Origin of the sequence: Cohnella soli (assembly GCF_042655525.1) — a bacterium.
Classification (GTDB): Bacteria; Bacillota; Bacilli; order Paenibacillales; family Paenibacillaceae; genus Cohnella; species Cohnella soli.
In genome coordinates, this window is record NZ_JBHSMI010000010.1 from 61,354 (window position 1) to 73,356 (window position 12,003).

Below are 12,003 nucleotides of genomic sequence, written 5' to 3' on the forward strand. Positions count from 1 at the left end.
CACTTGTCGCAAATATCGTTTGGGGAAATAGACTGATAAACAGGCATAATAATAGTAATACCGACGCTGAACCCTTGAGTTTCCTCCGCACTTTTGTCATCCTCCGTTTGATCTTCTGCTGTCAAATCGTTATGGTTCATTTTAACACAGAAAAACAAACAGGAGTTGTCCAAAAAAGCTTCCAGACTCATGATTGAAAAGACAATCGTTCTTCAATGAGCTTCGCAATGCCATTATAAGTTGTCACTACCGGTCCGTTGAGCAGCAGCACGTCCGTAATGCCGCTATTATTGATTTCCGACACCAAATTCCCTTTGAAATACCGAGGATCAACGATCTCGATTTCTTGGAAATGAGGAAGCAGGAACGGCACGAGTGCGTTGGCGTAGGAATCTTTGATCAACATCAGTTTCTTGCCATTTTTGATTTCCGTCGTGATCCGGCTCATAGTGAAATCTCCACCGAGGAAAACGGCGTAGCCCCCGCGGCCATCCGCAGGAAGCTTGTCTTCGACCAGCATCTTCTTCACACCGAGAACTCCGTCTTGATAAACCATGTATTCGTGCTCCACGTACGGTTGGTATGTCGTAACTGTATCTGGATGATTTTTCATCCCAGCGTTTAGCGTTGCGGCGTACGCGGTTCCCAGAAACTCGGAATACTCCCGCTGTTTGTATGCGCTCAGAGGCACCGGTTTGAATCCCATCGTTTGCACAAGCGCTTCATATCCGTAATAGGCGCCGAGCGCTGTCCAGTGATGGTCGGTTCGGAAATAGACGTACTCCTTCTTATGGGCCTCAACATTAGTATACGCGGGGACAGATCTTATGGGCTTGTTCAATGACTCGTAAACATGATCAAAAGCTTGCTTCTCAGAATCGGACAGTTTGCGTAAATCCTCAGACTCTACGAATTCAACCTGCGACGGTATGAGCATCGAGTAAACGCGGACAGACGGGTCAATCATGCTTTGGAGGTGATTGATCGCCTTGGCGTAGGCTTCCGCACTCGCGGAGGAATATTGGTACAACAGCATCGCGCGATCCGAGATGATCAAATATTTCGACGCCTTGGCAGAAACGACTACGCCGTCATCGTCACCCGATTCCGAAGTTCCCATCGCGGGAACCGTCTCGGGATCGCTGCTCCTTTTCTCCCCTTCACTCGTGTTGTCACCGCCCTTGTTAATCACAAGTGAGACGCCGTCGGAGCCTTTGGTTCCTTTCAGTTCCTTCATGGACATACCGAGCTCGACGAACGCATTCCGGAAAGCAAAATGATCAGAAAAATAGTTGTCGTATTCTTTTAACAGACTGTCATTAATCAACTTGTCAATCGAAAATGAAGGCCATACCTGAGGTTTCCTTTTCTCCATCTCGGACACTTGCGCTTTGCCGTCCATTTTCGTCAGGTTAAGGACAGCCATGATGGCGATCGGAATAATGAAAAGTGCAATATTCCATCGATAATGGCGAGTCTGCAATTGGAAACGCTCCTTTAATTAGAATCGATAATACAGGAAGGGATTATATGTGCTGCCAACCAATAACACGGTCGATATGGCCAGAACGATGAAGTTGTAGATCGGTCCGGCATACGAGACGAGCACTCCTGCTGGTCGGTACGCGGCAAGTCTCTTTACGAGATGTTTCATGAGTGGGGTAGCGGCAACCGCGGCAACGATAAACAGAGAAATGTTCTCACGAATGAAGATGAACGAATCTGGCGTGATGAAAGGTCGATATTCGAATCCGAACATGATCTTCAGCGTGGTCCATGCTTGGCTCAGGTCGGTGAAATAGAACCAAACCCAACCGATCAGCATCAAGCCGAGAAGGTATATATGCGAGACAAAGGCAGGCAATCGCTCCAACCATTTCTGAAGAAAGAGCCTCTCCAGCAGAATCAACGTGCCGTAATAGAGCCCCCAAATGATGAAATTCCAGTTCGCGCCATGCCAGAGCCCCGTCAAGAACCAGACGACGAACAGATTACGGACCATGCGCTTACGATTGCCACCGAGCGGTATATAGACATAGTCGCGGAAAAACCCGCCGAGCGAGATGTTCCATCTGCGCCAGAAATCACCAGCCGACTTTGAAATGTACGGATAATTGAAATTCTCCTTCAATGTAAACCCGAACATTTTGCCAAGACCAACCGCCATATCGGAGTAGCCCGAGAAATCGAAATAAATTTGCAAGGCGTACAGACAGACGCCGAACCAGACTCCGAGGAACGAATTCGAACTATCGGAGCCGATGAGATTTGGCACAATCTCGCCTACAGAGTTAGCAAGAATGACTTTCTTGCCTAGTCCAATGACGAATCGGGTGACCCCCTGGCTAAAGTTGGCCAAAGAAATCTTGCGGTTGTCCATCTGCGCCTCGATATCGGTAAAACGAATAATCGGCCCTGCAATCAGGTGTGGAAAAAAAGATACGTAGAGGAGCATCTTCATCGGCGAACGAGGAGCTTGTATGGTGCCTTTATAGACATCGGTCATGTAGCAGATAATCTCGAATGTGAAGAAAGAAATGCCGATTGGAAGGGCGATGTTCGGACGTGCCGCTCCGAGGCCAAACCACTCATTCACATTATCGATCAAGAAATCCGTATATTTGAAATATCCAAGCACTGCGATGATGAAGCAGATCGATAGTATGTATACAAACTTACCCTTCGCGGTTCCACGATGCCTAGCAATGAATAGGGATACCAGATAACCTAACAGCGAAACCGAGACTAACAGAAATACCCATAGCGGTTCTCCCCATGCGTAAAAGGCGAAAGAAAACATGATCAAGATCCAATTGCGGATAGAGGTCTTCGGCACAACAAAATAAACGAATAATAGTAATGGAAAGAAAAGATATAAAAAAAGGATACTTGAAAATACCAAAAGAATCCTCCTTAGACAAGATCTTTGTATTTTATCACATAAATTCTGGGAATAAAAGGAGATTCGTATGGCGGAGAGAGTGGGATTCGCTCCGTCGCTACAGCAACCGTACTAGTCAGTACGGTTGCTTCTATAACGCGACTAGCACGCCGGGGCCTACGAACATGCCTTATGGCATGTCCGCTTTACGGCCCGTTCGAATCCCACTTCGCCATACGCAAAAAACCGATTCCTTTCAGGAATCGGCTCGTTTTTTTCGTATGGCGGAGAGAGTGGGATTCGCTCCGTCGCTACTGCAGCCGTACTAGTTAGTACGGCTGCTTCCATATCGCGACTATCACGCCGGGGCCTACGAACATGCCTTATGGCATGTCCGCTTTACGGCCCGTTCGAATCCCACTTCGCCATACGCAAAAAAACCGATTCCTTTTCAGGAATCGGCTCATTTTTTTCGTATGGCGGAGAGAGTGGGATTCGCTCCGTCGCTACGGCAACCGTGCTAGTTAGTACGGTTGCTTCTATAACGCGACTATCACGCCGGGGCCTACGAACATGCCTTATGGCATGTCCGCTTTACGGCCCGTTCTCATCCCACTCGACGCCCTTAATCGCAGATTATTAATTTTTGGCGGAGAGAGTGGGATTCGAACCCACGTGGGCTTGCACCCTAACGGTTTTCAAGACCGCCCCGTTATGACCGCTTCGGTATCTCTCCATGCTTGGCGGCGGGCTACTTCGGCGAATGCCGAGTCAAGTCCCGCGACTGCCAAGATATCATATCATAACCGAAAGCACGAGTTCAAGCCTTAACGCTTTCGCTGCCGATTTTATCTTCCCCCGTACCAATCGACTTAGCGAGGAGCGATCACAGCTGTGCCGCCCATATAAGGCCGGAGCGCTTCCGGTACAACGATCGTACCGTCGGCTTGCTGATAGTTCTCGATTATCGCTGCGACCGTGCGACCGAGGGCAAGCCCCGATCCGTTCAGCGTATGCACGAACTCCGGCTTCGCGCCCGCTTCCGGACGGTAGCGAATGCCTGCTCTGCGGGCTTGGAAATCTTCAAAGTTCGTACACGACGAGATCTCGCGGTACGTGCCCGCGCTCGGCAGCCACACTTCGAGATCGTACGTCTTCGCCGAACCGAAGCCCATATCGCCGGTGCAGAGTGCCAGCACCCGGTAAGGCAGATTCAGCAATTGAAGCACGCGTTCCGCGTGGCCGGTCAATTGCTCCAGCACTTCATAGGACTTGTCCGGAGCGACCAGTTGGACAAGCTCGACTTTGTTGAATTGATGCTGACGAATGAGACCGCGCGTATCCCGTCCAGCCGCACCCGCTTCGGAGCGGAAACACGCGCTGAAAGCAACGAACGCCTGCGGCAACGCGTCGGCCGCCAGAATTTCTTCCCGGTGAAAATTCGTAACTGGCACTTCCGCCGTTGGAATGAGAAAGTAATCCGTACCCTCGATCTTGAACAGATCTTCAGAGAATTTCGGCAATTGTGACGTGCCGACGAGGCTGTCGCGATTGACGATATACGGCGGAAGAATCTCATCGTAGCCATGCTGGTCGGCATGGAGATCCATCATGAAGTTGATAAGCGCCCGCTCAAGACGCGCTCCAAGCCCTTTGTAGAACACGAAACGCGAACCCGTTACTTTCGAAGCTGCTTCGAAATCCATTATGCCAAGCGACGTGCCCAGTTCGAAATGCGCCTTCGGTTCGAAGTCGAACGAGGTCGGTTCGCCAACCACACGCAGAACGACATTATCTTCTTCGGACTTGCCGACCGGTACGCTCTCGTGAGGCACGTTCGGGATCGACAGCAGCAGTTGTTCCATCTCGACGTCGATCTCGCGAATCTCGTCGTCGAGCAGCTTGATCCGGTCGCCAGCCGCACGCATTTCGACGATCAGATCGTCTGCATTCTCTCCGCTTTTCTTCAGCTTCGCAACTTCTTGCGAGACGACGTTACGGCGATTTTTAAGTTGCTCGCTTTCCGTCAACTTCTCCCGGCGCGAGACGTCCAGCTTCGGGAATTCTGCGATCAAATCGGGCGATGCGTTGCGATTGCGTAACGCCTGCTCGACTTTCTCGTAGTCGTGACGTAGCAATTTAATGTCCAACATGCGAAGTTCCCCTCTCCTTGGCCATGCGAATGAACAGTTCGTGCAGACGATAATCGTCCGTCAGCTCGGGGTGGTAGGAAGACGCGAGCAAGTTGCCCTGCCTTGCCGTCACGATCTCCCCTTTATATACCGACAACACATCTACGTTGTCGCCCACTTCCGTAATAAGTGGCGCACGGATAAAGACAGCCCGCAGAGGTGTGTCGATACCTTTGACATCCAAGTCGGTCTCGAAGCTTTCGCGCTGGCGGCCGAATGCGTTACGCGCCACCTTCATATTCATCAGCCGAAGATGCGGTTCCTCATCGCCCTCCAACCGATCCGCGAGTACGATCAACCCCGCGCATGTGCCGAATACGGGCTTTCCTTCCGCAGCGAAGTTTCGGATCGGCTCCATGAATTCGTACTTGCGCATCAGCTTTCCGATCGTCGTGCTTTCGCCTCCGGGAATGATCAGACCGTCGATCTCCGCCAGTTGCTCGACCCGTTTCACAGGTACGCCCTTTGCTCCGGCCAACTCGATGCTGCGTATATGTTCGGCGACCGCCCCTTGCAGCGCCAATACTCCGATGTTCATTCGCCGTTCCCTCTTCCCATGCTCGTTATAAAATATCTCAAGCGGCCCCCTTCGGCATTGTGCTATGCCAGAAGGAAGCCGCTTCGTTACGATTCTATACTAACCGCTTACCCGTTTCTCCGACAGGCAAGAGCGGCTTACAGACCGCGATCTTGCATCCGCTCGGAAGCGTGCAATTGTTTGATGTCGATACCTTTCATCGGCTCGCCCAGATCTTTGGATACACGTGCGATCAACGCGTAATCCGTGAAGTGAGTCGTCGCTTCGACGATCGCGCGCGCGAATTTCTCAGGGCTGTCGGATTTGAAAATACCGGAACCGACAAAAACGCCGTCTGCGCCCAAATGCATCATAAGCGCCGCGTCGGAAGGAGTCGCAACGCCGCCCGCAGCGAAGTTAACGACCGGAAGACGTCCCGTCTCGTGGATGTTCAGCAACAGGTCGTAAGGCACTCCGAGTACTTTCGCTTCGTTGTACAGCTCGTCCTTCGATTGGTTTTGCACCTTGCGAATTTGGCTGTTGATCAACCGCATATGACGAACAGCTTCTACGATGTTGCCCGTTCCCGGCTCGCCCTTCGTGCGAAGCATGGATGCGCCCTCTTGGATACGGCGAAGCGCCTCTCCAAGGTCTTTCGCGCCGCAGACGAAAGGAATCGTAAATTCGCTTTTGTCCAAATGGTACACTTCGTCAGCCGGAGTGAGCACTTCGCTTTCGTCGATATAGTCGACGCCAAGCGACTCCAATACGCGAGCTTCGACATAGTGACCAATCCGTGCTTTCGCCATAACTGGAATGCTGACAACTTTCATGACTTGTTCGACAAGCTCAGGGTTCGCCATACGAGCGACGCCGCCTGCTGCTCGAATGTCCGACGGTACGCGTTCCAGCGCCATAACTGCCGTTGCGCCCGCCGCTTCCGCGATTTTCGCTTGCTCGGCGCTCATAACGTCCATGATAACGCCGCCTTTTTGCATTTCGGCCATGCCGCGTTTAACTCTCGAAGTTCCCGTTTCCATATTCACAAGCCTCCCGAAGATTCTAAACATAAATTTTACATGATAAGCGAGGAATAGACAACCTATTGAGTCGGAAATGTCATACCTTCTGCGTTTAGAAAAGATTCACGATCCCGTGGAACAATCCCGAGAAGAAATTGCCGATCGCGCGGAACAGCAACCTCCACCAGCTGGCTTTGCTTACTTCTTCGGACGAAAGAAGGTCGATCGTAATCGTCTTCTCCTCTTGAGTGGAAGGGTCTTTGTATTTATAAGTCGCCGTGCCGACTTTGTCTCCGAGTTTAATCGGGGCGACAAGCGGATCCTGTACGCTCTTTACTTCTTGTACAACCGGCTCGATGACAGCGCCTTTCGGTGCCATGATCGTCACATCGGTTGCCGTTACGACAGGAACAGATTTCGATTTGCCTTTTTTCACTTTAAGCGTCTCGTGGTCCTTGATGATCGATTTCGCTTGCACGACCGTTTTCTTCTCGAAACCGTGGAAACCGTAATCGAACAACTTCGCTGTCTCCAAGAAGCGCTTGCCGTCGTTCAACCCGCCCGGAACGCCCATGACGACCGCGATAAGACGCGTGCCATTGCGAAGCGCGGTCCCGGTAAAGCAGTTGCCCGCGCTACTGGTATGCCCGGTTTTCAGACCGTCTACGCCTTCATAAGCGAATTTCTTTAACGTTGGATTATTCTTATTGGAACCGAGCATCCAGTTCCAGTTTTTCATCGGTTCCTTATCGCGAGGACGGAACTTGTACTCCTGGATTTTGGCCGTTTCCAGAAACTCAGGTTCTTCTTTAATGATGTGGTAGGCGAGTGTAGCCGCGTCCTTGGCGGACATCAGCGTCTCCCCTTCGGCCGCCGGGCGGAATCTCTCCGGCATATCGGCGCGATCGAGGCCAGTCGCATTCACGAAATGAGAATCTTTCATGCCCAGCTCAACAGCCGTGTCGTTCATCATCTTAACGAACGCTTCTTCGGTGCCTGCCACTTGCTCTGCGAGCTGTACTGTCGCGTCATTCGCCGAGTATACGGCCATTGCGATATAGAGTTCCTTAAGCGTATGTTGATCCCCTTGCGCGAGAAGAATACGGCTACCGATTTGTTTTGCCGCGTTTTCTCCGACCGTTACCTTATCATCCCACGACAATTGGCCTTGTTTGACAGCTCTCGACACGAGATATTCGGTCATCATTTTCGACATACTTGCAGGTGGAAGAGGCTTATCTGCATCCAATTGATATAAAATTTGCCCGGTTTCGGAATCCATCAGAATCGCAGATTTGGCATTTAACTGGGGAGGGGCAAAAGCCGCATCCGCAGCCGAAGCGACGGAGGACAAACCGTACAAAGCAATAAGATGGAATAGGACGACAGCGGCGACGAACCGCTTTGTGATGAATGCTTTCATAGTGGATTTCAGAACATTGCGATTCAACGCATTCTCCCCTTTTCGATAAAATAACACCGCCCTATTGTAACATACGACGTCCGCAAGGAAAAAGCCGAAGGTCGGATGTTTTCCTCCCTTCGGCTCTTTTTAACCATTCTCATAATGGCAATATTTCATTGACTGTAAAACATTCGATTATAGGGAGTAGTTAGGCGCTTCCTTCGTAATCTGAACGTCGTGAGGATGGCTCTCGCGAAGCCCTGCTCCGGTAATGCGAACGAATTGCGTGTCGTTCTTCAATTCCTCGATCGAAGCCGTTCCGCAGTAGCCCATACCGGAACGAAGGCCGCCAAGAAGTTGGTGGATCGTATCCTTTAACGGACCTTTGTAAGCGATACGGCCTTCGATACCTTCAGGAACGAGCTTGCTCTCATTCTCTTGGAAGTAACGGTCCTTGCTGCCTTCCTTCATCGCACCGATCGAACCCATGCCCCTGTAAGACTTATAGCGGCGGCCTTGGTAGATCTCCGCTTCGCCTGGGCTCTCTTCCGTGCCGGCGAACAAACTGCCAAGCATAACAACGCTCGCGCCCGCGCCGATCGCTTTCGTGATCTCGCCGGAATATTTGATACCGCCGTCAGCGATAATCGGAACATTATATTCACGTGCCACGGAGGCACAGTCGTAAATCGCCGTAATCTGCGGTACGCCGATACCCGCGATAATACGAGTCGTGCAGATTGAACCCGGGCCGATGCCGACTTTGACGACGGATGCGCCAGCTTCGATCAAATCGCGCGTCGCTTCTCCCGTTGCGACGTTGCCCGCGATAATCGTCAGATCCGGATATTTCTCGCGCAATTTGCGAACCATCGATACAATGTCGATGTGGTGGCCGTGCGCGGAATCAACGACAAGCGCATCGATGCCTGCATTCACAAGTGCTTCGGTCCGCTCGAACGTATCTTTCGATACGCCGACTGCTGCGCCGACCAGAAGACGTCCGTGACGGTCTTTGGCCGCGTTCGGGAACTGAATAGCTTTCTCGATATCCTTGATCGTAATAAGCCCCTTCAGCGTGTTCGTCTCGTCCACGAGCGGAAGCTTCTCGATCTTGTGACGTTGCAGAATGCCTTCTGCCTGTTGCAGCGTCGTGCCGACTGGGGCAGTTACAAGCTCTTCGCTTGTCATTACATCTTTGATTTTGATAGAAAAATCATGAACGAAACGTAAGTCGCGGTTCGTGAGAATACCGACCAATTTGCCGTCATTGTCGACGATCGGAACGCCCGAAATACGATATTTGCCCATCAATTCTTCGGCATCGTATACGTGATGATCCGGTGTCAGCGAGAACGGATTCGTAATAACGCCGCTCTCCGACCGCTTGACCCGATCAACTTCTTCCGCCTGTTGCGCGACCGACATGTTTTTATGGATGATCCCGATTCCGCCCTCACGAGCGATTGCGATCGCCAAAGCCGATTCCGTGACCGTGTCCATCCCCGCGCTAATCAGCGGAATATTCAGCTTGACCGAAGGGCTAAGCACCGTTGATACGTCTACGTCCCTGGGAAGAATGGAAGATTTGCGTGGAACAAGCAGCACGTCGTCAAATGTAAGCCCTTCTTTGGCGAATTTCGTTTGCCACAAAACGAATTACCCCCTTATTGCCGGACCTGCCGGCTAATGTCTCCGATTAATTATCGTCAATCTTAGCAGAGGCGGTAACGGACTGTCAAGCATAACAGGGGCGCTGAAACCGCATTAAATCAACCTTTTTGCGGTTAAGGAATAACACTCTTTATGTGGTAAATCTCGGATACTTGCAAGATGCGTTCCATAACATGTAGGAGTTGATTCCCGCCTTGCTCGCGGCGACGATCTGTTCCCGGATCTGTTTCTCGTCATATTTCTGGTGAGGATGCACCCAGCCAGCAGTGAAACCCTGCAACCAAGGACGCACTGCGGCAGTCTTGATTCCCTTTTCGTTCAAACGCCGATTGCGCTTGTCCGCATCCTTCAGAGCGTGAGCGATAATCGCTCCCGGGCGCAGATCAGGATGGTCGATGCCCCACATGCCCTTGGAATAATGGGAAGGATAAATCATCGGTGAGATCATATCGACCTCTGGCGCAATGGCATCCCATTTCTGGCCGATCCCCATGTCGTCATCGGACGATCCGACCATGCCGAAGACATCCGCAGACACGCGCGCGCCATGTTTGTGTGCTCTCACGTTGGCCCGGTGTAAAAATTTGCGAATGGCATCACTTTTGTTCCAGCCTCCACCGTTTGCGTATGCGACGATTTTGTCGACTTGAGCTGCATTCTCTGGAAAACGCACGTAATCGTACTGCACTTCATCGAACCCGAGTTCAGCCGCTTTCTCGGCGAGCGCCAGCGAATATTCCCAGGCTTCCTGCTTATACGGATCAATCCAAGGCGTGCCGCTGCGGTCCCGCCATACGGAGCCGTCCTTGCGCTTAATGGCCCACGACGGCATGGCCTTCGCCAATTCCGGGTTCTTGAACGTAACGATACGCGCAATTAAGTAAATTCCCTCGTTCTTCAATTGTTTAATTGTCTGTCTAAAATGGAGCGCAGACTTCCGATCCGACCACGTCAGTGTCGTATAATCCGCTTTATTGCCGCTTCGAGTTGGCGCAACCAACGAAACGCCGCTATTCACGTCGACGACCATCGCGTTCAACTCCGTCGTCTTGACGAGGTCGATCAATTGCCGGAGTCTGCTGCCGTTGACGACATGTGATGTGACATAAATGGCTCTTACCGGTTGCTTCGAAGATGACAGCGTAACTGGTACATTGTCGTCTTTGCTTGATTTCGTCGCGCTCTGTGTCGGCTTTTCGGTTGGGGTAGGATCTGGAGATAATTTCTGCGGAACTCTGGTTGATCCGGAATCAGCTACGCTTTGCTTCCTCATGGCTCCCGGGTTATCGGACGAACAGCCTGCAACCCAAACAGTCGTCAAGACAACAACAATCATCAAGGAAATAACGCGCAATCGCTTCGAACGGATCGAACAACTTCGGACTGACATGGAGCATTCCTCCCGTAAACGTTAGCCGTGTTACGGTAGTGTTTACAGGCCATCATTTCGCGCCTCGTCTGACTTTCTGGGAGCGCTGGCGCTTTTTCCTTCGTCAGTCAGAATTATCAGGGGTAGGTTGCTTTGTGGAAAAGACCTGTTAGCGTGAGAGTAAATAACTTGGGGTCGGAGTCTAGTTTGTGGACGAGATGGTGCGTGAGAGTAAGTAACTCGGCGCTCGGAGCCTGCTTGGTGAGCAAGATGGAGTCTGTTGTTTGAGAGGAGGTGGGTCAATCCGAGCGTTGCGGTGCGCTTCATGGAAAAATCCAGTAAGTTGGTCTCTTTCGTACCGTGGAGGAGGCGCGTTAATGGATATGTACAGTTATTTCGAGGGTACAGGAGGCTAAACCCGCTCAATCGGCAATTTGTAATGGACTTTTCCATGAACGCCGATCGTTTCACCTGTTAGGGTGCTGTTTTAATGGACTTTTCCATGAAGACATGCCACAAGTGGTCGAACATGCCCTTCCAACGAGGAATCCGCGAGTACCATGTCCTTCCGGCGAGGAAATCGCGAGTACCCCTACGTCAGCAAACAAAAAAAGCACCCTCACGGGTGCTTTTCAGTAAATCATCAGCCTGGCGGCGTCCTACTCTCCCAGGACCCTGCGGTCCAAGTACCATCGGCGCTGGAGGGCTTAACGGTCGTGTTCGGGATGGGTACGCGTGGAACCCCTCCGCCATTACCACCAGACCAACTGATGAGTCAAAGCTTGCGCCTTGAAAACTGGAAGCGAAACAAAGCGTTATTGAAGAAGTATCCGGCGTTTAACATGTGTGAAACTGTTGTAGGATAAGCCCTCGACCGATTAGTACTCGTCAGCTCCACACATTGCTGCGCTTCCACCTCGAGCCTATCAACCTGGTGTTCTTC

The 12,003-nt window shown here is 51.5% G+C and carries 8 protein-coding genes, 1 tRNA gene and 2 rRNA genes; all 11 read right to left on the minus strand.

Features of this window, described 5'->3' with window-relative positions; translation table 11 throughout:
• Positions 1–187 precede the first annotated feature (187 nt).
• Positions 188–1,483, minus strand: coding sequence for a DHHW family protein (locus ACFPOF_RS05885; RefSeq protein WP_378130556.1), 1,296 nt, complete (start codon positions 1,481–1,483; stop codon positions 188–190).
• Positions 1,484–1,501: 18 nt separating this feature from the next.
• Positions 1,502–2,800 (minus strand): MBOAT family O-acyltransferase, encoded by a 1,299-nt coding sequence (locus ACFPOF_RS05890; RefSeq protein WP_378130558.1) that lies wholly within the window; start codon positions 2,798–2,800, stop codon positions 1,502–1,504.
• Between the two features lie 728 nt (positions 2,801–3,528).
• A tRNA-Ser gene (locus tag ACFPOF_RS05895) sits at positions 3,529–3,617 on the minus strand.
• Positions 3,618–3,753: 136 nt separating this feature from the next.
• Positions 3,754–5,034: a serine--tRNA ligase gene (gene serS, locus ACFPOF_RS05900; protein ID WP_378130560.1), complete on the minus strand. Its 1,281-nt coding sequence runs from the start codon at positions 5,032–5,034 to the stop codon at positions 3,754–3,756.
• A complete protein-coding gene (gene pdxT / locus ACFPOF_RS05905; protein WP_378130562.1) occupies positions 5,021–5,611 on the minus strand; it encodes a pyridoxal 5'-phosphate synthase glutaminase subunit PdxT in 591 nt (196 codons plus the stop codon). Before pdxT ends, serS begins: the two co-directional genes overlap by 14 nt.
• Before the next feature lie 137 nt (positions 5,612–5,748).
• Complete coding sequence (gene pdxS / locus ACFPOF_RS05910; RefSeq protein WP_378130564.1) at positions 5,749–6,630, minus strand: pyridoxal 5'-phosphate synthase lyase subunit PdxS; 882 nt, start codon at positions 6,628–6,630, stop codon at positions 5,749–5,751.
• Positions 6,631–6,724: 94 nt separating this feature from the next.
• On the minus strand, positions 6,725–8,062 hold the full coding sequence (locus ACFPOF_RS05915; protein ID WP_378130566.1) for a D-alanyl-D-alanine carboxypeptidase family protein: 1,338 nt from the start codon (positions 8,060–8,062) through the stop codon (positions 6,725–6,727).
• A 150-nt stretch (positions 8,063–8,212) separates the two neighbouring features.
• Positions 8,213–9,670, minus strand: coding sequence for an IMP dehydrogenase (guaB, locus tag ACFPOF_RS05920; RefSeq protein WP_378130568.1), 1,458 nt, complete (start codon positions 9,668–9,670; stop codon positions 8,213–8,215).
• A 151-nt stretch (positions 9,671–9,821) separates the two neighbouring features.
• Positions 9,822–11,081: a putative glycoside hydrolase gene (locus ACFPOF_RS05925; protein WP_378130570.1), complete on the minus strand. Its 1,260-nt coding sequence runs from the start codon at positions 11,079–11,081 to the stop codon at positions 9,822–9,824.
• 625 nt (positions 11,082–11,706) lie between these two features.
• Positions 11,707–11,823: ribosomal RNA gene (gene rrf / locus ACFPOF_RS05930) — 5S ribosomal RNA — on the minus strand.
• 95 nt (positions 11,824–11,918) lie between these two features.
• Positions 11,919–12,003, minus strand: a 23S ribosomal RNA gene (locus ACFPOF_RS05935); the annotation flags it as partial.

Excerpts from the sequence above, each read along its gene's own strand:
- ACFPOF_RS05890 (WP_378130558.1), bottom strand. The coding sequence starts at position 2,800 with ATGTTTTCTTTCGCCTTTTACGCATGGGGAGAACCGCTATGGGTATTT.
- serS (WP_378130560.1), bottom strand. The coding sequence starts at position 5,034 with ATGTTGGACATTAAATTGCTACGTCACGACTACGAGAAAGTCGAGCAG.
- pdxT (WP_378130562.1), bottom strand. The coding sequence starts at position 5,611 with ATGAACATCGGAGTATTGGCGCTGCAAGGGGCGGTCGCCGAACATATA.
- pdxS (WP_378130564.1), bottom strand. The coding sequence starts at position 6,630 with ATGGAAACGGGAACTTCGAGAGTTAAACGCGGCATGGCCGAAATGCAA.
- ACFPOF_RS05925 (WP_378130570.1), bottom strand. The coding sequence starts at position 11,081 with ATGTCAGTCCGAAGTTGTTCGATCCGTTCGAAGCGATTGCGCGTTATT.